Raw genomic sequence first — 19,546 nt, forward strand, 5'->3', positions numbered from 1 at the left:
CCGGCCGGACACCTGAAGGAAACTTGGGTTCGGCGCCACGGGGGGCTCCGGACACGGTCGAACGCGCCCCGGCCTGCGCAGAACTAGGTAGACGACCATCAAGTGATGAGTACCACATGACGCACGAAGCCCACTCTTTTCAGAGTGGGCTTCGTCGATGTAGAAGATCAGAACGCAGTCAAGACGATCTTTGCCGCACGGGGGTCTCCGTCGTGCACGAGGGACTCCTGGGCCTGCACGTCGTCGAAGGCGAAGGCGTAGGCCTTACCGTCGACCATGTTGTCGTGCACCGCCTTGGCGTAGGTGTTGGCCGGTCCGTTCTTGTAGAAGTCGGCGGCCGTGCCACCCGGCTGGGTGTCGATCGTGCCGAGCGTGGTCCGCCACAGCGCCGCGCACAGCGTCCGGGCGATCGGGCCGACGATCTGGTCGTTCGGAGCACCCAGAGCACCGTCACAGCCCCACACGTTGGCGGTGGACGGCTTGGTGAACGACGCCACGGTCTTGCCGGTGCCGTCGGTGAAGTTCATGACGTTCCCGGCGGTCCGGCCGGTGTACCGGACCTCCGGACGGTCCCCGAACGGCACGACGGTCAAATTCCTGCCGGTGTACGCGTTCCACGCGCTGCTGATGTACGAGTCCAGGTAGGTCGGGCTCATCAGGCCGGCGTCCGCGGCCTTGCCCGGCGCGAGCACCCGCAGCACCGTGCCGTCCGAGCCGGTGACGATGCTCTTCGCGAAGTCGGGGTCGGCCCGCACCGCGTCGATCACCCGCTGGCGGCCGTTCGGCTTCACCTCACCGGTCTTGCTGACCTTGCCGCTGCCACCGGTGACCGCGACACTGTGCGGCACCGCGAACATGTCCACCTGTGAGCTGTTCAGCCACAGGCCCGAGCTGTTCAGGGTGAACTCGCTCCAGTCGAACAGGATGTCCCGGTTCGGGTCGCCGCCGGCCCACGGCGCGGGCTGCACCAGGCCGTCCCCGGTGAGCCGGAAGTCCAGCTTCTTCCCGAACGAGAAGTAGATCCGGCCGGAGATGTTCCTCAGCACCTTGATCGTGGTGCTGGAGCCGTTCGCCGGGCCGGGGATGGACACGTCCGGCGCGGGCACCGGCACCGGGCCGCCGCCGGTCCACGGGGTGAAGGCGCCGGCCGCGTTGACGTAGCCGAGCTTGCCGGTCTCCAGGTTCACACCCAGCACGTAGACGAAGACCTGCTGGTTGCGGCCACTGCTGTTGGTGAGGGTGACCGGCAGCAGGTCACCGGACGGCGGCACGTCCTGCTCCTTCGTCGGCGGGACTGTGGTCGGCGCGGCGGTCGTCGGCCGGGTGGTCGGCGGGGTGGTCGCCGGCACGGTCGTCGGCGGGGCCGTCACCACCACCTCGCCACCGGCGCACGGCTTGCCGTTCAGCGTGCAGTTCACCGGCTGCGCGCCGGAGCCGACGAAACCGAACGTGGTGCGCGCCCCGGCGGCCAGCGAGCCGTTCCAGGAGCGGCCGGTGAAGGTGCGGCGGCTGCCGGAGGCGGTCATGTCGGCATCCCAGAAGCTGCCGATCGCGCTGCCCGCGGGCAGATCGAACTCGACCTTCCAGGACGCCATCGTGGACGATCCCTCGTTGGTGATCGTCACCTCGTTCTGCCAGCCGGTGCCCCAGTCCTGGACGGTGCGGACACTGGCGGCGGGCTCGGCCGCCGAGGCGGGCAGGGCGATCCAGGCGGTGGCGAGCGCGGCGACCGTGGCCACCGAGGCCAGGATCACGCTTCGTTTACGGCGCATGGGGGTGCGACCTCCGAGGGCAGACAGCGGTGAACGCCCGCCATCATGGCCTGCGGAAAGCCGCACTCCCAGAGCCTTTAAAGCTGCTTTAAGGTCATTTTCCCGGGACGTTTTCCGGCCCCGGCCGATAACACTTTCACCGGGTCAATCGAATCGCGCTCCAGGAGACCTTCGGCAGCGTCACGGTGACGGCGCCACCGTCGATCACGACCCCGTCGAACGGGCGCAGTTCGACCCGCTCCGGCGCCTCCTTGGAGTTGTAGGCGTAGACGTCGTCGTCGGCCAGGATCCACGACTCGGCGACGGTGAACCCGGACTCGAAGGCACTCAGGTCCACGGTGAACTCGACCGGGTTCGCCACGTCCCGGTTGACCGCGAAGATCGTCACGTCCCCGGTGGCCGGGTCGTGGGTGGCCACCGCGTCGACGAGCGGGGCGGCGCCGTACTTCGCCGTCTCGTAGGTCGGCGCGTCGATGTGCAGGCGCAGCACGTCGCCCTTGGCCAGCGCGGCGGTCTTGGCGAACGGGTGGAAGATGGTCTGCTTCCAGGCCGGGCCGCCCGGCTCGGTCATGATCGGGGCGATCACGTTCACCAGCTGCGCCTGGCAGGCCGCGGTGACCCGGTCGCTGTGCCGCAGCAGCGAGATCAGCAGATTGCCGACCACCACCGCGTCCGCCACGTGGTAGCGGTCCTCGATCACCGGCGGGGCGACCTTCCACTCCTCGGGCAGCGGGGCGTTCTGGAACCGGGAGAGGTACCAGACGTTCCACTCGTCGAAGGACAGGTTGATCTTCTTGGTGCTCTTCAGCCGCGCCCCGACCGCGTCCGCGGTGGCCACGATGCTGTTCACGAAGAAGTCCATGTCGACGGCGGAGGCCAGGAACGAGCCCAGGTCGCCGTCGTGCTCCTCGTAGTACGCGTGACAGGACACGTAGTCGACCAGGTCGTACGCGTGCTCCAGCACCGTCGACTCCCAGGTGCCGAAGGTCGGCATCGAGGACGACGAGCTGCCGCAGGCCACCAGTTCCAGATCGGGTTCCGCCGACCGCAGCGCCCGGGCGGTGCTCGCGGCGAGCAGACCGTACTCCTCAGGGGTCTTGTGCCCGGTCTGCCACGGCCCGTCCAGCTCGTTGCCGAGACACCAGAGCTTGATGCCGTACGGCTTCTCCGCCCCGTTGGCCCGCCGCTGCTCGGAGATCGCGGTGCCCTCCGGGTGGTTGACGTACTCGTGGACGTCCAGGGCCTCCTGCACGCCACGGGTGCCGAGGTTGACCGCGTACATGATCTCGACGTCGGCCTTCTCCGCCCACTTGGCGAACTCGTCGATGCCGACCTCGTTGGTCTCGATGCTGCGCCAGGCCAGGTCACGGCGGCGGGGGCGCTGCTCGCGCGGGCCGACGCCGTCCTCCCAGCGGTAACCGGAGACGAAGTTGCCACCCGGGTAGCGGACCATGGTGACACCCAGTTCACGGGCGAGCGCCAGCACGTCGGTGCGGAAGCCGTCCTCGTCGGCGAGCGGGTGACCCGGCTCGTAGATGCCGGTGTAGACGCAGCGGCCCATGTGCTCGACGAACGAGCCGAAGGTCCGGCGGCTGACCGGCGCCACCACGGCGCCCGGATTCAAACTGACACGCGCACGGATCATTTCTGTGTTCCTTACCGAGAAGATAGAGAGAGGTGCGCGGATTACTTGACGGAGCCGATGGTCAGGCCACCACGCCAGTACCGCTGCAACATCAGGAAGGCCGCGATCAGGGGGATGATCGCCACCAGGGCGCCCGTGATGATCACGTTGAAGGTCGCCGCCCCGCCGTTGCCCATGATCGCGGACATGTACCAGGTCCGGAGCCCGACGGTGAGCGGGTAGAGGCCGTCGTCGCTGAGCATGACCAGGGGCAGGAAGAAGTTGTTCCAGGACGCGACCATGCTGAACAGCAGGACGGTGACCAGGGCCGGCTTCATCGCCGGCAGGGCCACGCTGGTGAACACCCGGAACTCGCCGGCACCGTCGATCCGGGCGGCCTCCAGCATCTCCTCCGGGATCGAGTCGTGCACGTAGACCCGGAGCAGGTAGACCCCGAACGGGTTGAGCAGCGACGGCAGGATCACCGCCCAGATCGTGTCGACCAGGTTCGCCTGCGACATCAGCAGATAGGTGGGCAGCACCAGCGCGGTGGCCGGCACCATGATCAGGCCGAGCAGCAGCGCGAACAGGGCGTTGCGGCCGGGGAAGCGGAGCTTGGCGAAGGCGTACCCGGCCAGGGCCGAGATCGCCGTCGCGCCGACCCCGCTGACCACCGCGTAGAACGCCGAGTTGCGCAGCCAGGTCAGGTAGATGCCGTTCTCCTGGCTGAACAGCAGCCGCAGGTTCTCGAACAGGTTGAAGTCGCTGAACCAGAGCGACGCGGACTGGAAGAGCCCGTCGTTGTCCTTGGTCGCGGCCACCAGCAGCCACCAGAACGGCAGCAGGAAGTAGATCGCCAGCAGGCCCATCACCAGGTGGGCGGCGACGCTGCCTTTTTTGAGGCTCACTTCAGCGCGCTCCTCTTCCGGGTGGCGAACAGGAAGATGTACGACCCGATGAAGACCACCGCACCGAGCAGGAACGAGATCGCCGCCGAGTAGTTGTACTGCTGGAACGAGAACGCCTGGTTATAGGCGTACACGTTGGGGGTGTAGTGCTGGGTGATCGCCCCGGGGTTGAGCGGCTGGAGGATCAGCGGCTCGGTGAAGAACTGCAGGGTGCCCATGATGGTGAAGAGGGTGGCCAGCACCAGCGCCGAGGCGATCATCGGGGTCTTGATCCGGAGCGCGATCTGCACCTCGCCGGCGCCGTCGATCCGTGCCGACTCGTAGATCTCCCGGGGCAGGCCCTGCAGCGCCGCGTACAGGACGATCATGTTGTAGCCGGCCCACTGCCAGGTCACGATGTTGCCCAGCGACGCCAGCACGGTGTCGCTGTTGACGAAGTCGATGCCCAGGCCGGAGAACGGGCCGATGCTGTCGCTGTAGAGGAAGCCCCACATCAGGGTGCCGATGACCACCGGGACGGCGTACGGCACGAAGGCCGCCAGCCGGAAGATCCGGGAGAACCGGGAGGTGGCCGCGTCGATCAGCAGCGCGGCGAGCAGCGCGATCCCGATCATCACCGGGGTCTGCACCAGGCCGAAGATCAGCACCCGGACCACGCCCTCGCGGACCAGCGGGTCGTTGATCGCCTGCTGATAGTTGTCGAAGAGGGCGAACACCTCCCCGCCGATCAGGGTCGAGCGGTAGAGACTGATCTTGAAGGCGTACGCCATCGGCAGCAGCAGGAACGCCACCAGGAGCACCGCGAACGGCAGGACGAACAGCCATCCGGTGGCCGCCTCCCGCCATCGGGATCGCTTCACCGAGGGCCCCGCGGCCGCCGGAACGGCCGCGGGGGAAGTCGTCACCTCGGTCATTACTGGACCTTGAAGCCCTGCTGGGTGGCGTAGGTCTTGACGTTCTCCTGTGCCGCGTCCAGCGCCGCCGTCCAGGAGGTCTTCTTCTCGATCGCCTGGTTCAGGCCGGTGGTCAGCTGGTTGAAGTTGAAGCTGTTGAACGGGCTCCAGGAGAACGGGCCGATCGCGTTGTACGCCGGGACGAACACCTCGTTGACCTTCTGGCCGCCGAAGAACTCGTACTCCTTGTTCTTGAAGTCGGCCGACTCCAGGATCGGGGTGGCGGTCGGGAACAGGAACGCCTTGTCGATGCCGATCTTCCAGGCGTCGGTGTTCTTCGCGCCGAACAGCTCCATGGCGACCTTGGCCGCGATGTCCGGGTACTTCGCCTGGTCGGTGACGGCGAACGAGGAGCCGCCCCAGTCACCCTGCTTGTTCTCGCCGGCCACCCACTGCGGCAGCGGCGCCACCTTCCACTTGCCGGACGACTTGGCGGCGTTGGCCTGGATGTAGCCGGGGCCCCAGCCGGCCGCGATGTAGGTGGCGTACTTCTCCGAGCCGAGCCCGTTGTAGAAGTCGGTGGTGTGGAAGGCGGTGGTGTCGGCCAGGCCGGCGTTGACCATGCCCTCCCAGTACTCGACGACCTTCTTGGCCTCGGCGCTGTTCACGTTGACACCGATGTTCTCCGGGTTGGCCAGGTCGTACGCGTACGGCTGGGCGCCGGCCTGCCAGAACAGGCCGCTCATGAAGCCGCCGTCGTTGGCGCCGAAGTCGGTGATGAAGGACTTGCCGCCGGAGGCCGTCTTCAGCTTCTCGGCCTGCTGCTTGTACTCGTCCCACGTCTTCGGAACGGTGAGGTCGTACTTCTTGAAGATGTCGTCGCGGTACATCATCGCCATCGGGCCGGCGTCGACCGGGATCGCGTAGACCTGCTCGCCGGAGCTGACCTGCTTCCACGCCCACTCGACGTAGTCGCCCTTGACGTCGTTGGCCCCGTATTTACCCAGGTCGACCAGGTGCTTGGTGAGCTGGAAGGTGGGGATCTCCTGGAGTTCGAGCATCGCCACGTCCGGGGCGCCCTTGCCGGCCTTCAGCGCGGTCTGGAGCTTGGTGTACTGGTCCTGGCCGGTGCCGGCGTTCGTCCACTCGATCTTGATGTCCGAGTGGGTCTTGTTGAACAGGTCGACGACACCCTGGAACTCCGGGTACCACGCCCAGACCTTGATGGTGACCGGGCCGGTGGGCTTCTCGGCCGGCTCGTCGCCACCGCTGCTACAGCCGGTCAGCGCCAGCGCCGTCGCCGCGACGGCCGCCACAACTGATCGCCGACTGACCCGTCGTGCGCTAAGTTTGCTGAGGTTCACTGGGTCCTCACAGTTCACGTAGTTGCGTATCCAGTTGATCAGTTCCGGGCCGGTTCAGGGCCCGGAAGAGCCGTCCTCCGGTGCTGGCACACCGGGGGTCGGCCATAAGACCTCACCAGACGTTTCCCTCGGTCCGGCGAGCGATGTTGCTACGCTTTTGCAGCGCTGCAAAACACAGCATGCACGGACGTCTTACCGTCGGCAAGGGGTAACCTGCCGGAAACTTGGGGCGGGCAGAGGGAGGCAGAATGCGTCGAGAAGTCACTCTGCGTGACGTCGCGGAGCTGGCCGGCGTATCGAGCCGAACCGTCTCGAACGTGGTCAACGGCTACGCCAACGTCACGGAGCGTACCCGTGAACGGGTGCAGCGCGCGGTCGACGAACTCGGATATCGACCCAACGTCCTGGCGCGGAACCTGGCGCAGGGACGGTCCGGTCAGATCGCCGTGGTGGTGCCGTACCTGGACACCCCGTACTTCTCCGAGTTGTTGCAGAGTGTGATCCGGGCAGCGCGGGTCAGCGGCTATAACGTTTTGATCGACCAGACCGACGGCGACCCCGAGCACGAGCGCGCGTTCATCGCCCACGGCTCCCGGCGGCTGCTCTTCGACGGGGTCATCTTCAGCCCGCTCGGCCTCGACCAGCAGGCCCTCGCCGACCGGGACCGCTCACTGCCCCTGGTCGTCCTGGGCGAACGGTCCAGCGACGGCAGCTTCGACCATGTCGGGATCGACGACGTGGCGGCCGCCCGGCTGGCCACCGAGCACCTGCTCGACCTGGGCCGGCAGCGGGTCGCCGCGATCGGCGATCAGCCCTACGCCACCGGTGAGGCGGCTCAGCGGCGCACCCGGGGCTTCCGCGAGGCGCACGCGGCCCGCGGCCTCACCCCCCGCGAGGAGCTGATCATCAGCACCCCGCGGTTCAACCGGCCGGACGGCGCCCGGGCGATGGCCCACCTGCTCGACCTGCCCGAGCCGCCGGACGCGGTGTTCTGCTACTCCGACCTGGTCGCGCTCGGTGCCATCCGGACCCTGGTGTCCCGCGGGCTGCGGGTGCCCGAGGACGTCGCGGTGATCGGTTACGACGACATCGAGGACGGCCGGTTCTCCAACCCGACGGTCACCACGATCTCCCCCGACAAGGAGATGATCGCGATGACCGCGGTGGAGCGCCTGCTGCTGCGGATCGCCGCCGACAGCCCGCCGCCCGGCCTGGAGCTGCGGGCGCCGTTCCGGCTGGTGGCGCGGGAGAGCACTACTGGAAGAGTTTCGCCGCCGTGATCAGGGTCTGCACGACGCCGTAACCGAGCAGCACGATCACCAGGGTCCAGCTGATCGCGAGTCTCACGCTCCACTCCTTTCCTCGCCGGAAGAACCGCGATCGGGACGCTCACTTCGCTCGGTCACGCCGCGACCTCCTTCCTCTCAGCCGCCGGCTGGTGGAACCGCTCCGGCACCGGGCGGATCAGCAGGTTGGCGACGAAACCGACGGCCAGCACGCCGACCATGGTGAACAGGGCCGGCCGGTACGCCTCAGCGGTCAGCGTGCCGGGCTTGCCCTGCGCGTCCAGGAACCCGTTGATGATCAGTGGACCGGCCACCCCCGCCGCCGACCACGCGGTCAGCAGCCGGCCGTGGATCGCGCCCACCTGGAACGTCCCGAACAGATCCCGCAGGTACGCCGGAACGGTCGCGAACCCACCGCCGTAGAACGACAGGATCACCCCGGCCAGCAGCACGAACAGAGCCGTCGCGGTGTGCCCGAAGATCGCCAGCAGGGCGTAGAACACCATGCCGACACCCAGGTAGACCATGTAGATCGGCTTGCGCCCGATCAGGTCCGAGGTCGACGACCAGACGAACCGGCCGGCCATGTTGAACAGCGACAGCAGGCCGACGAACCCGGCCGCCGCGGTCACCGCGACCGTCGACGAGCCGCCGGCGCCCCGGAAGAAGTCCTGGATCATCGGGCTGGCCTGCTCCAGGATGCCGATCCCGGCGGTCACGTTGCAGAACAGCACGATCCACAGCAGCCAGAACGATCGGGTCCGGACCGCGTCGGCGGCGGACACGTGCGCGGTGGTGACCATCGGCTTCACCTTCACCGACGCCGGGTCCCAGCCGTCCGGCCGCCAGCCGTCCCGCGGCACCCGGATGTTGAACACCCCGAACATCATGATCAGGAAGTACGCCACCCCGAGGGTGAGGAACAGTGCGGTCAGCGCGCCCCCGTCGGCGACCGAGGTGGCCACACTCGGGTCGTAGCCGGCGTCGTACAGCGACAGCAGCTGCCGGGACGCCGGGCCGGCGATCAGGGCGCCACCACCGAAGCCCATGATCGCCAGACCGGTGGCCAGTCCGGGCCGGTCCGGGAACCACTTGATCAGTGTGGACACCGGCGAGATGTAGCCGATGCCCAGGCCGATCCCACCGAGGAAGCCGTACCCGAGATAGAGGAGCCAGAGCTGGCCGGTGCTGATGCCGAGGGCGCCGACCAGGAAGCCGGACGTCCAGAACGAGGCGGAGACGAACATCGCCTTGCGGGGCCCGTTGCGCTCCACCCAGGTGCCGCCGACCGCCGCCGACAGGCCGAGCATGACGATCGCGATGCTGAACACGATCCCGATCGCCGTCTGGGTGGTCTCGAAGTGCTGGACCAGGGAGTTCTTGTAGACACTCGTCGCGTACGCCTGCCCGATGCACAGGTGGACGGCGAGGGCGGCCGGTGGGATCAGCCAGCGGCTGTACCCGTCCGGAGCGATGGTGTGCTCTCGATCGAGAGCGGAGAGCAGTGCCATCGCCGGACGATATCATCGGAATCGGTCAATCGCTCACTTACTTCACCATCGTAGATCGAAATCGGCGAACGGCTTCGACGCCGCCTCCTCCCCGGTCGCGGCGTCGGTCCGGTAGGAGACGCCGCGCACCCACCGCTCGCCCCACCAGGCGATCGCGACCAGCTGTTCCTCGGCCGCCGGGCGCCCGGCAAGCGCCCCGGTCGCCGGGTCCAGGACGACCGCGGCGGACCGGGCCAGCACCGCGCCGTCGCCGATCCGGAACACCGTCACCCCGGGAATCGCCGTCGCGCCCTGATGGACCACGGCGACCATCCGGCCGTCCGGGGAGAGCCGGATCCGGGTGATCCGCTCACAGTCCCCGGTCACCGGCAGCTCGGCGGCCGGCGTCGCGGCCGGGCCGTCCAGGATCCGGACCACGCAGCCGTCCCCGCCCCGGGCCAGCGCGAGCCGGTCCCCGGTCAGGTCGGCGGCCCCGGCCGGTACCTTCGCCAGGCCCAGCGCCTTCGCCGACACCACCGGCCGCTCCGACCCGGTGGCCAGATCGTGGGCGACCAGACCGGACGGGCGCCAGAGGTACGCCGTGGACGCGGTCGCGGTCAGCAGGCTCACCGTCTCACCGGCCCGGCGCACGTCCCGCTCCAGCCGGGGCCGGCCGTCCGGCTCGGTCACCACCAGCCGGTACTCCACCTGGTCGGCCGGTAGCGGGGCGGCCCGGCCGAGCACCGCCCGGTCGCCGAACCCACCGGCCGCGACCATCGTGCCGTCCGGCAGCCCGACCACCCGGTCCCAGCGTTCGGTGCCGGTCACGTCGTGGATGGTCAGCGTCCCGGAGCCGATGATCTCGGCCATCCCGGACTCCCCGGTCAGCCGGGCCGGCCGGGCAGCGCCGTCCAGGAACAGCCGCTGCAGCCGGACCTCGGCCGCGGCGTCCGCGCTCGCCGCCGGCAGGACGTCCGGGCCGGACCCGGGCCCTCCGGTCACCACCACACCGGCCACCGCCAGCACCGCCATCGCCGCGGCCGCCGCGAATCCGGTCTGCCGCCGCTTCCGGCGACGGGCCCGGCGGCGCACGTCGGCCAGGTCACCCGGATAGGGCCGGGTCGCGTCCGCCACCGCCCGGACCGCCTCGGTCACCTGCTGGGGGATCGTGTCCATGAGTTCAGTCCTCGCTGTTCAGCTCGTGCCGGAGGGCGGCCAGCCCACGGGCGAGACGGCTCTTCACGGTGCCTTCGCTGAGCCGCAGGATCTCGGCCGTCTCCGCGGTGGAGAGGTCGAGCAGCACCCGGCAGGTGATCACCGCCCGCTGCGGGTCCGGCAATCGGTCCAAGGCGTCCCGGGCGGCGAGCGCGCGGTCCGGGGGCCGGTGCTGCGGCTGATCGGCCTCGGTCACCGGAGGTCGTTCCCGGCGCACCTTGCGCCACCACGAGGTGGCCCAGTTGAGGGCGACCCGGAAGACCCAGCCGGCCGGGTTGTCCAGCCGGCTCACCGTGGGCCAGCGCGCGTAGGCGCGGGCCATCGCCTCGGCCACCGCCTCGCCGGCCAGATCCTCCCGGCGCAGGGTGACCGCGAGGGCACGATGGAGCCGGTCCACGTTCGCCCGGTAGAAGACCTCGAACCCGTCCGAATCCGGGGCGGGGGACGACGTACCCCGCTCGATGATCAATGTCGGAACCGCCATGACCGATACACGCGGGACGGCGTCGATCGGTTCCCGGTCACTCCCCCGAATTCTCGGCGGGTGTCTCCAGGCCGGCCTTCTCGTCCCGGTCCGCCCACTCCAGCAGGGTGTCCAGTGAGTGCTGATGATCGTCGATGGAGCCGTGCAGGTCGCCGAGGGCGGCGAAGCGGGCCGGGACCGTACGGATGGTGAAGTCCCTGGGGTCCAGATCCGGGATCTCGTCCCAGGTGACCGGGGTGGAGACGGTCGCCGACGGGACGCCCCGGACCGAGTAGGCGCTGGCGATGGTGTGGTCCCGGGCGTTCTGGTTGTAGTCGACGAACAGCGCCCGCGGATCCCGGTCGCGGCGCCACCAGGTGGTCGTCACGTCACCGGAGGCGCGGCGTTCCACCTCACGGGCGAAGGCGAGCGCGGCCCGGCGTACGTCGGCGAAGCCCCAGCGCGGCTCGATCCGGACGTAGACGTGCAGACCCGTACCCCCGCTGGTCTTGGGGTATCCGGTCATCCCCAGCTCGGCCAGCACCTCGCGGACCACCGGGGCGACCCGCCGGACCGTGCCGAACGGGCAGTCCGGCATCGGATCCAGGTCGATGCGCCACTCGTCCGGGCGCTCGGTGTCGGCCCGCCGCGAGTTCCACGGATGGAACTCCACGGTGGACATCTGCACCGCCCAGATCACGTCGGCCGGTTTGGTCACGCACAGCTCGTCGGCGTGCCGGTGATAGCGCGGGAACTTCACCCGGACCGTCTCCAGCCAGGGCGGAGCACCGTTCGGCACCCGCTTCTGGTGCACCTTCTCCCCCGACAGCCCCGACGGGAAGCGGTGCAGCATGCACGGGCGCTCCCGCAGCGCGCGGACGATCCCGTCGCTCACCGCCAGGTAATACTCGACCAGGTCGAGCTTGGTGGCGCCGAGCTCCGGGAAATAGATCCGATCCGGGTTGGAGACCCGGACGTCGTAGTCACCGACCTCGATGATCGTGGCGTTACCGGCCATCCCCCGACGCTATCCCAGCCAGGCGTCGTCCATGTCCCGAAGCAGCGTGTCACCCGAGTCGAGCAGATCCAGCAGCGGGCCGATCCGGGGCAGCTCGTGCGTGACGAAATACCGCGCGGCCAGGCGCTTTCCCTCGTAGAAGGCGCCCTCCTTACCGCGCGCCGCCCGCTCCTGTTCCAGCCACATCCAGGCGATCACCAGATGGCCGGTGGCGTCCAGGTAAGCGGTGGCGTTGACCAGGGCGCCCGCCGGGTCCTGCCACAGCCCGGCGGTGGTCGCGGCCAGCCGGTCGGCGGCCTTCAGCACCTCGCCACCCAGCTCCGGCGACTCGGCCGCGGCTGATCGGATTCGGTCCAGCAGGAGGGTCAGGCCGGCGCCGCCGTGCTGGGTGACCTTGCGGCCGAGCAGATCCAGGGCCTGGATGCCGTCGGTGCCCTCGTGGATCGAATTCAGGCGGTTGTCCCGGTAGAACTGCTCGACCGGGTACTCGCGGGTGTAGCCGTACCCGCCATGGATCTGGATCGCGTGATCGTCGGCCAGCCGGCACCACTGCGACGGCCAGGCCTTCACGATCGGGGTGAGGACGTCCAGCAGCAGCGCGTTCTCCTCGCTCGGCTCGTCCAGCAGCTTCGCTGCCCAGAGGACCAGAGCCAGACCGCCTTCCACGTACGACTTGGAGGCCAGCAGCATGCGGCGCACGTCGGGATGCCGGACGATCGGCACCGGGGGCGCCGACGGGTCCCGGGCGTCCACCGGGCGGCCCTGCAGGCGCTCCCGGGCGTAGTCCAGCGCGTGCAGGTAGCCGGTGTAGCCGAGGGCCACCGCGCCGGCGCCGACCCCGATCCGGGCCTCGTTCATCATGTGGAACATGTATTGGAGGCCGCGGCCCTCCTCACCGACCAGTTCGCCGCGGGCGTCCTCGAAGGCGAGCACCGCGTTGGTCGTACCCCGGTAGCCCATCTTGTGGTTGAGACCGGCCAGCACCACGCCGTTGCGCTCGCCGGTGGCCACGTCCTTCTTCGGGACGATGAACAGCGAGAGGCCCTTCACCCCGGGCGGCGCCCCGGCGACCCGGGCGAGCACCAGGTGGACGATGTTCTCGCTCAGCTCGTGGTCGCCGCCGGAGATCCACATCTTGCCGCCGGTCAGGCGGTAGGTTCCGTCCGCCGCGCCTTTCACCGCGCGGGTGGTCACATCGCTCAGGGACGACCCGGCCTGCGGCTCGGACAGGCACATGGTGCCGGTGAACCGGCCCGCCAGCATCGGCTCCACGTAGGTGCGGATCTGCTCCTCGGTGCCGTGCGTCAGCAGCAGGTGGGCGTTGGCCGAGGTGAGCATGGCGTACGCCGAGGTGGCCGTGTTGGCGGCCTGGAACCAGAGGAAACAGGCCCGCTGGAGCACGTGCGGCAGCTGCAGGCCGCCGTGCCCGGCGTCCATCCCGGCCGCGATCAGGCCGGACTCGGCGAACACCCGCAACGCCCGGCTCACCTCCGGGATGATCGTGACCCGCTCGCCGTCGAAGACCGGCTCGGTCAGGTCACCGGCCCGGTTGTGCGGGGCGAAGTCGCGCTCGGCGATCTGCTGGGAGACGTCGAGGAAGGCGTCGAACGTCTCCCGGGAGTGCTCGGCGAAGCGCTCCCGGGCGGTCAGCGCCTCGACGTCGAGCCACTCGTAGAGCAGGAAGTCGAGGTCACGCCGGGAGAAGACCTTGGACACCGCAGCCACCGCCGTTCCTAGTTTATGCACCTGGTGTGCACCAACTTTAGTCCGCCGCGCGGTGCCTGCCTATCCGAACCGCACCGGCGGGCCGCCGGCCGGCGTGCTTGATCTCGTACATGGCATGGTCGGCGAAACGCAGGGCCTCGTCCGGATCGGTGGCCGCCGGCGCCAGGTGCACACCCACGCTGGCACCGATCACGATCTCATGGTCGTCGATCCGGAACGGCAGATCCAGCACGTACCGGATCCGGTCCCGCATGGCCGCCGCGTCATCCGGGCCGAACACCCCCGGCATCAACACCACGAACTCGTCACCACCGACCCGGGACAGCACGTCCTCGGCGCGTACGCAGGCGCTCAGCCGGTCCGCGACCTGGCGCAACAACTCGTCGCCGACCTCGTGCCCGTGCTTGTCGTTGACCGGCTTGAAACCGTCCAGATCCACGAAGAGCACCGCCACCGCACCGGCCCGCAACGACGAGTTGAGCCGGTCCTGCATCCGGCGCCGGTTGGGCAGGCCGGTCAGCGGGTCGTGCTGGGCCTCGTGCTCCAGCCGCTCCTGGAAGGCGCGGTTCTCCGAGACGTCCCGGGCGTTGATCACCACACCGTTCAGCGCCGGATTGTGCATCTGGTTGGAGGCGGTGAAATCGAACCAGCGGTACGTGTCGTCGGCCGTCCGCACCCGGCACTGCAGGCGCACCACCCCGTCGGTCTCGGCGAGCAGGGCGGTCAGCCGCTCCCGCATCTGCGGCTGGTCCTCCGGGTGCACCACCTCGAAGACGCTGTGCCCGGCCAGCGAGCCGGCCTTGAAGCCGAGGATGCCGGTGGTGCTCGGGCTGCTGAAGACGATCCGGCCCGCGCCGTCCAGGATCGACACCAGATCCGGCGCGTGCTGGAAGAGGGCCTGGGTGCGCTCGTCGGCACGGCGGCGCTGGATCTGCGTCCGGTATCCCAGGGCTGTGATTCCGACCACACCGATCACCAGCATGGCTAGCAGAGTGACCGTGAGGGTACGGCTTCGGCTGTACACGGCGCCGTCGAACGAGGCCTGCGTCTGTGTCCGCACGTAGGACCAGCCGCTCGGGGAGACAGCGACGATGACCGCGATCATCTCCACACCGCTCTCCTCGTACTTGACGAAGCGGCTCCCGGAATGACCCAGCTCCGCCCGGATCGCCGGATTGACATAGGTACCGACCCGGGCGTCGACACTCGTCGCGCCGACCCGGCCCGCGGTGTCCACGATCATCGTCAGGTGGGCGCTGCTGCGCAGCTCCCGGATGTACCCGTGGAGGGGCGTGTTGGCCACCTGGTTCAGCCCGATCAGGTAACCGACCACCCCGCCGCTCACGGTCACCGGGATCGCCACCGCGGCCACGAAGGTGTCCCCCGCCGCCATCACCCCGGAGAACCCGAAGGCGTTCGCCCGCAGCGAATCCCACATCGAGGCCCAGCCCGGATCGTCGGCGGCCGGCAGCCCGGTGACCCGGTTCGAGGTCAGGAACCGGCGCTCCAGATCGGCGGTGATCATCCCGTACTGGAAGGTGGTGCTCTTCGCCGCCGCCACGGTCAGGGTGATCGTGTCCTTGGCGTCACCCGCACCCAGCCGCAACGCGCTCTGGCCCAGCAGCCGCGACAGCTCCAGCGTGGAGTTCCGCTGCAGCTGGCCGGTGAGGGTGCCGTTGTTGGTGCCGAGAGCGGTGGTGTCGTTCTCGTGCACCGCCTCGACCGCCCTGACCGTCGACTGGTTCACCAGAATGCCGACCACCCCGGCGCCCGCCAGCAACAGCACGCTGACCAGCACCGCGATCCAGCTGCGAAACCGCATCGCGTTCCTCCTCGCCGGATGTCATCGGCAGCGGAGGAGCCGACTGAACCCGACCCGGGCAACAAAACCAGGGAGAACCCGGAGGTAAATGGGGCGGCGTCGAACAGCATCGAACCCCGATGATGGAGAGGCAACGTAGCGGGGCGACTCGGTCACCCCGCGTACGGTCCCGGCCCGACGAACGGAGCACCGGATGCGCATGCAGGAGTTGGCGCCGCCGCCCGGGTGGCTGACACGGATCCCCTCGCCGCGTCGCCCACTCGAAGACATTCCAGTCCCCGCCGACCCGCCCGTCCGCCGCCGCCTTCTCGCCCTCCCCAGCCTCACCGGGGCCGGATTCGCCGCCCTCTTCTACTGCCTCGCCTTCACCCCCTCCCTGCTGCCCCGCGTCTGGTTCCTGCAGGGCATGGTGGCCGGCGTCACCGCCGCCATGGGCTACGGGCTCGGCGCCGCCCTCGGTGCCCTGGCCCGCCGGTTCCTCGGCCCGATGCGGGCCGGCACCGCCCGGATCGCCTGGATCCTGCTGCTCGCCGCCATCCCGGTGCTGGTCGCCGTCTTCCTCTGGCTCGGCACCCGGTGGCAGCGCGACCTGCGGATCCGTCTCGGCATGGAACCCGTCCCGGAGTACGACATCGCCCGCACCGTCGGAGCCAGCCTGCTCACCTTCGTGCTGCTGGTGGCCCTCGCCCGGCTGCTGCGCCTGGCCACCCACGGGTGCGCGTGCCTGTTCCGCCGGGTCGTCCCGGTGCCCGCCGCCTACTGCGCCGGCACCCTGGTGGTGGCCGTGCTCAGCTACACCGCCTTCGACGGCCTGCTGATGGCCAATCTGTTCGCGATGGCCGACCGGTCCGCGGCCGTCGTCAACAACGGCACCGGCAACGGGGTGACCGTCCCCTCCTCGGCGCTGCGCTCCGGCGGGCCCGGCTCCCTCGTCGACTGGGACTCCCTCGGCCGCCAGGGCCGGTCCTTCGTGGTCAGCGCACCCACCACCACCGAGCTCAGCGAGTTCGCCGGCCGGCCCGCCACCGAACCCATCCGGTTGTACGCCGGGCTCACCTCGGCACTCACCGTCGAGGACCGGGCCCGGCTCGTGGTCCGCGAGATGGACCGGACCGGGGCGTTCAGCCGCTCCGTGGTCGCCGTCTTCACCCCCACCGGCACCGGGTGGGTGGACAACAAGGTCACCCAGTCACTGGAATACATGTACGCCGGCGACACCGCCCTCGTCTCCATGCAGTACTCGTACCTTCCCAGCTTCTTCGCCTTCATGGGCGACCGCTCCGAAGTGGTCGACGCGGCCGACGCCCTGATCGGCGCGGTCCGGGCCCGCTGGGCGGCCATGCCCGCCGACACCCGGCCACGACTGCTGCTGTTCGGCGAGAGCCTCGGGACCTACGGCATGGAGATGACCTTCGGTACGCCGGAGGCCCTGGTCGACGGAGCCGACGGCGCCCTGCTGCTCGGGCCCACCTTCGCCAACCCGGCACACCGGGCACTCACCGAGGGGCGCGCACCCGGCAGCCCCATCTGGGACCCCTCCTACCCCGGCCTGCCGATCGAGTTCGCCGACGACGCCGCCGAACTCCGCGACCTGACCGGCCCCCGGCCCACAGTGGTCTACCTGCAGAACGCCACCGATCCGGTGGTGTGGTGGAGCTGGGACCTGCTCTGGAAGAAACCGACATGGCTGACCGGGAAACGGGCCGCCGACGTCACCCCCGACATGCACTGGTACCCGGGCGTCACCTTCTGGCAGATCACCTGCGACCTGGTCTTCTCCAACAAGGTGCCGACCGGTCACGGGCACGTCTACAAGTCCGAGACGGTCGACGGGTGGGCGGCCATCGCGCCACCACCGGGATGGACCACCGACGACAGTCTGCGGTTGCGGGCCCGGCTCGACGGCTGACGGCCGCCCGCGAGCCCGAATCCTCGCCCCACCCGGTCCGGGTGACATCCGTCCGCGCCGTCCGTCCGTTGAGAATCAGGGGGAGAGTGTCCGCGGCCGGATGGAGGCGTTGATGGATGAGCCGCTGAGCGGGTTCCAGCGGGTGCCCGGCCGCCGGCCGCGGCCGATCGCTCAAGGCGTGGCCGGGATGATCGCCGCGGTGCTGATCCTGGGCGGCGGAATCCTGGCCGGACGCCTGCTGAGCGACGACGGCAAACCGGCCCCACCGGCCCATCCGTCACCCAGCCCATCGAGATCGGCCGCTTGAACCGGTAGTTTGCCCGCATGAATTCTCATCGAAGACTATCCATGACAGTCATCGCCATGGTCATGCTCGCCGGAGCCGGCTTCACCTCCGACCCCGGCACATCCCGGCAGCTCGACGGCGCCACACCGGTCGCCGTCACATCTTTCGGCTCCGCGTCTCCCGGCTCCCTACCTTCCGACCCCGCGCCGCCCCGGTCCACGCCTGCCGATCTTGCGCCGACCGGCTCCGCTCCTTCCGGCCTCGCGTCCTCCAGCCTCGCAGATTCCGGACATTCCGCTTCTTCCGGTTCTGAGCTCTCCTGGCGGCTCACCGAGACCGGGAGCACCGCTCGCTTCCGGGGCCTCGCACCGGTCAGCGCCACCGTGGCGTGGGCCGCCGGATCCGCCGGAACCATCCTGCGCACCACCGACGGCGGGCGGACCTGGGCTTCGGTCGGCCCACCCGAGGCCGCCGCCCTCCAGTTCCGCGACATCGAGGCGTTCGGACCGCGGCACGCCGTCGCTCTCACCATCGGCAACGGCACCGACTCCCGGATCTACACCACCACCGACGGCGGCACGACCTGGACCGAGACGTTCCGCAACGACGACCCGGCCGCCTTCTACGACTGTGTCACCTTCCTCGACCGCCGGAACGGCCTGGCCCTCTCCGACCCGGTCGACGGGCGCTTCCGCATCCTCGCCACCCGCGACGGCGGCCACACCTGGAAACTCCGCCCCACCGACGGCATGCCGCCCGCACTGCCCGGCGAGTTCGCCTTCGCCGCCAGCGGAACATGTCTGGTGTCAGCCGCCGGACACGCGTGGTTCGCCACCGGCGGCGCCACCACCGCCCGGGTGTTCACCTCCCGGGACGGCGGCCGGAACTGGACGGTCACGGACACCCCCGTCCCGAGCGGCCCGAGCGCCGGAATCTACTCACTGGCCTTCCGCGATCCGCGCCACGGCATCGCGGTCGGAGGTGACTACGCCGCCGAGACCACGGCACCGGACGGTTCAGCGGTGACCCGAGACGGCGGCCGGAACTGGACGGTCTCCCGAACGGTCCCCGGCGAATACCGCTCCGGCGCGGCCTGGCGAGGACGCACCGCCTTGACGGTCGGCCCCACCGGAAGCGACGTCTCCTACAACAACGGCGTCACCTGGCACCGCTTCGACACCGGCAGCTTCGACGCGGTCGCCTGCGCCCCCACCGGAGCCTGCTGGGCTTCCGGCGCGAACGGCCGGATCGCCCGCTTGCACACCTCCCACCGATGACCCGAGCAGGTCTAGTGAGGAGCTACCACCGTTTCGAATCCTATTCTCGGCAGCCCGCCCGCTCACCGACGATTCCCGCGCAGGTGTCCTTCCGTGGCGGATTTTGAAGCATTCGCCACCGCCTCGATCCTTCTTCCAGGCTCTACGCCGCCCTCCGGCCACTCCCTCGCCCAGGCAATCCCATGATCTGCGATCTTGGCCGATTCACCACCGATTTGAGTCTTGTTCTCGGCTGCCTGATCACTTGCGGTCAATCCCTCGCGCGGGCGACCCGTCCAGCCGAGATCTTGGCGGATTTACCACCGTTTCCGGTGGTAAATCCGCCAAGATCGGCCAGGGCGATGCTGGAAGGTGGACACTCGCGCGGGGAATTGACCGCGAGCGAGCCGGCAGCCGAGAAGAAGAGGCTTTCGGCGGCAATATCCCGAAATATCTGCCGAAGATCCGCCCCGAGTGAGGAATTCGCCGAAGTGCGGCACAGAACCGCGGTGGAA

At 69.4% G+C, this 19,546-nt stretch carries 16 protein-coding genes; 4 read left to right on the forward strand and 12 right to left on the reverse strand.

Going from position 1 to position 19,546, the window contains the following annotated elements; genetic code table 11:
* Positions 1–167 precede the first annotated feature (167 nt).
* The 5 genes from ACQ0O7_RS20215 to ACQ0O7_RS20235 all read right to left on the reverse strand — a co-directional run bounded on the left by ACQ0O7_RS20215 (position 168) and on the right by ACQ0O7_RS20235 (position 6,513).
* Positions 168–1,772, reverse strand: a complete 1,605-nt coding sequence (locus tag ACQ0O7_RS20215; RefSeq protein ID WP_430783686.1) for a beta-1,3-glucanase family protein — start codon at positions 1,770–1,772, stop codon at positions 168–170.
* Positions 1,773–1,908: 136 nt separating this feature from the next.
* Positions 1,909–3,417: an alpha-N-arabinofuranosidase gene (locus tag ACQ0O7_RS20220; protein WP_430783687.1), complete on the reverse strand. Its 1,509-nt coding sequence runs from the start codon at positions 3,415–3,417 to the stop codon at positions 1,909–1,911.
* 41 nt (positions 3,418–3,458) lie between these two features.
* Complete coding sequence (locus tag ACQ0O7_RS20225) at positions 3,459–4,304, reverse strand: carbohydrate ABC transporter permease (protein ID WP_430783688.1); 846 nt, start codon at positions 4,302–4,304, stop codon at positions 3,459–3,461.
* Positions 4,301–5,164, reverse strand: a complete 864-nt coding sequence (locus ACQ0O7_RS20230) for a carbohydrate ABC transporter permease (protein WP_430783689.1) — start codon at positions 5,162–5,164, stop codon at positions 4,301–4,303. Before ACQ0O7_RS20230 ends, ACQ0O7_RS20225 begins: the two co-directional genes overlap by 4 nt.
* A 53-nt stretch (positions 5,165–5,217) precedes the next feature.
* Entirely contained in the window at positions 5,218–6,513 is a 1,296-nt protein-coding gene (locus ACQ0O7_RS20235) for an ABC transporter substrate-binding protein (protein ID WP_430783690.1), read from the reverse strand.
* A 296-nt stretch (positions 6,514–6,809) separates the two neighbouring features.
* Between ACQ0O7_RS20235 and ACQ0O7_RS20240 the strand changes: the two genes are divergently transcribed.
* On the forward strand, positions 6,810–7,841 hold the full coding sequence (locus ACQ0O7_RS20240) for a LacI family DNA-binding transcriptional regulator (RefSeq protein WP_430783691.1): 1,032 nt from the start codon (positions 6,810–6,812) through the stop codon (positions 7,839–7,841).
* Here the strand turns inward: ACQ0O7_RS20240 and ACQ0O7_RS20245 are convergent.
* From ACQ0O7_RS20245 to ACQ0O7_RS20275, 7 genes are read right to left on the reverse strand one after another with little or no spacing between them, the layout of a single operon-like run.
* The gene (locus tag ACQ0O7_RS20245) at positions 7,816–7,908 is read right to left on the reverse strand and encodes an MFS transporter small subunit (RefSeq protein ID WP_430783692.1); all 93 of its coding nucleotides are present in this window, start codon (positions 7,906–7,908) and stop codon (positions 7,816–7,818) included. The two genes, ACQ0O7_RS20240 and ACQ0O7_RS20245, sit on opposite strands and share 26 nt — an antisense overlap.
* 55 nt (positions 7,909–7,963) lie before the next feature.
* Complete coding sequence (locus tag ACQ0O7_RS20250; RefSeq protein WP_430783693.1) at positions 7,964–9,358, reverse strand: OFA family MFS transporter; 1,395 nt, start codon at positions 9,356–9,358, stop codon at positions 7,964–7,966.
* A gap of 42 nt (positions 9,359–9,400) precedes the next feature.
* A complete protein-coding gene (locus ACQ0O7_RS20255; RefSeq protein ID WP_430783694.1) occupies positions 9,401–10,513 on the reverse strand; it encodes a hypothetical protein in 1,113 nt (370 codons plus the stop codon).
* Positions 10,514–10,517: 4 nt separating this feature from the next.
* Complete coding sequence (locus ACQ0O7_RS20260) at positions 10,518–11,036, reverse strand: RNA polymerase sigma factor (RefSeq protein WP_430783695.1); 519 nt, start codon at positions 11,034–11,036, stop codon at positions 10,518–10,520.
* 37 nt (positions 11,037–11,073) lie between these two features.
* Complete coding sequence (ligD, locus tag ACQ0O7_RS20265; protein ID WP_430783696.1) at positions 11,074–12,033, reverse strand: non-homologous end-joining DNA ligase; 960 nt, start codon at positions 12,031–12,033, stop codon at positions 11,074–11,076.
* 9 nt (positions 12,034–12,042) lie between these two features.
* Positions 12,043–13,758 (reverse strand): acyl-CoA dehydrogenase, encoded by a 1,716-nt coding sequence (locus ACQ0O7_RS20270; protein ID WP_430783697.1) that lies wholly within the window; start codon positions 13,756–13,758, stop codon positions 12,043–12,045.
* A gap of 37 nt (positions 13,759–13,795) precedes the next feature.
* A complete protein-coding gene (locus tag ACQ0O7_RS20275) occupies positions 13,796–15,580 on the reverse strand; it encodes a diguanylate cyclase domain-containing protein (RefSeq protein WP_430783698.1) in 1,785 nt (594 codons plus the stop codon).
* A 193-nt stretch (positions 15,581–15,773) separates the two neighbouring features.
* Here ACQ0O7_RS20275 and ACQ0O7_RS20280 point away from each other — a divergent pair, with 193 nt between their 5' ends.
* From ACQ0O7_RS20280 to ACQ0O7_RS20290, 3 genes are all read left to right on the forward strand, one after another.
* Complete coding sequence (locus tag ACQ0O7_RS20280) at positions 15,774–17,489, forward strand: alpha/beta hydrolase (protein ID WP_430783699.1); 1,716 nt, start codon at positions 15,774–15,776, stop codon at positions 17,487–17,489.
* A 112-nt stretch (positions 17,490–17,601) separates the two neighbouring features.
* Positions 17,602–17,796 (forward strand): hypothetical protein, encoded by a 195-nt coding sequence (locus ACQ0O7_RS20285; protein ID WP_430783700.1) that lies wholly within the window; start codon positions 17,602–17,604, stop codon positions 17,794–17,796.
* 41 nt (positions 17,797–17,837) lie between these two features.
* Entirely contained in the window at positions 17,838–19,052 is a 1,215-nt protein-coding gene (locus ACQ0O7_RS20290) for a WD40/YVTN/BNR-like repeat-containing protein (protein WP_430783701.1), read from the forward strand.
* Positions 19,053–19,546: the final 494 nt, after the last annotated feature.

It is taken from the genome of Actinoplanes sp. G11-F43, from assembly GCF_050589265.1.
Classification (GTDB): domain Bacteria; phylum Actinomycetota; class Actinomycetes; order Mycobacteriales; family Micromonosporaceae; genus Actinoplanes.

Coding starts and splice junctions, on each gene's coding strand:
- ACQ0O7_RS20215 (WP_430783686.1), bottom strand. CDS start 1,772: ATGCGCCGTAAACGAAGCGTGATCCTGGCCTCGGTGGCCACGGTCGCC.
- ACQ0O7_RS20220 (WP_430783687.1), bottom strand. CDS start 3,417: ATGATCCGTGCGCGTGTCAGTTTGAATCCGGGCGCCGTGGTGGCGCCG.
- ACQ0O7_RS20240 (WP_430783691.1), top strand. CDS start 6,810: ATGCGTCGAGAAGTCACTCTGCGTGACGTCGCGGAGCTGGCCGGCGTA.
- ACQ0O7_RS20250 (WP_430783693.1), bottom strand. CDS start 9,358: ATGGCACTGCTCTCCGCTCTCGATCGAGAGCACACCATCGCTCCGGAC.
- ACQ0O7_RS20255 (WP_430783694.1), bottom strand. CDS start 10,513: ATGGACACGATCCCCCAGCAGGTGACCGAGGCGGTCCGGGCGGTGGCG.
- ACQ0O7_RS20260 (WP_430783695.1), bottom strand. CDS start 11,036: ATGGCGGTTCCGACATTGATCATCGAGCGGGGTACGTCGTCCCCCGCC.
- ligD (WP_430783696.1), bottom strand. CDS start 12,033: ATGGCCGGTAACGCCACGATCATCGAGGTCGGTGACTACGACGTCCGG.
- ACQ0O7_RS20275 (WP_430783698.1), bottom strand. CDS start 15,580: ATGCGGTTTCGCAGCTGGATCGCGGTGCTGGTCAGCGTGCTGTTGCTG.
- ACQ0O7_RS20280 (WP_430783699.1), top strand. CDS start 15,774: ATGCGCATGCAGGAGTTGGCGCCGCCGCCCGGGTGGCTGACACGGATC.
- ACQ0O7_RS20285 (WP_430783700.1), top strand. CDS start 17,602: ATGGATGAGCCGCTGAGCGGGTTCCAGCGGGTGCCCGGCCGCCGGCCG.
- ACQ0O7_RS20290 (WP_430783701.1), top strand. CDS start 17,838: ATGACAGTCATCGCCATGGTCATGCTCGCCGGAGCCGGCTTCACCTCC.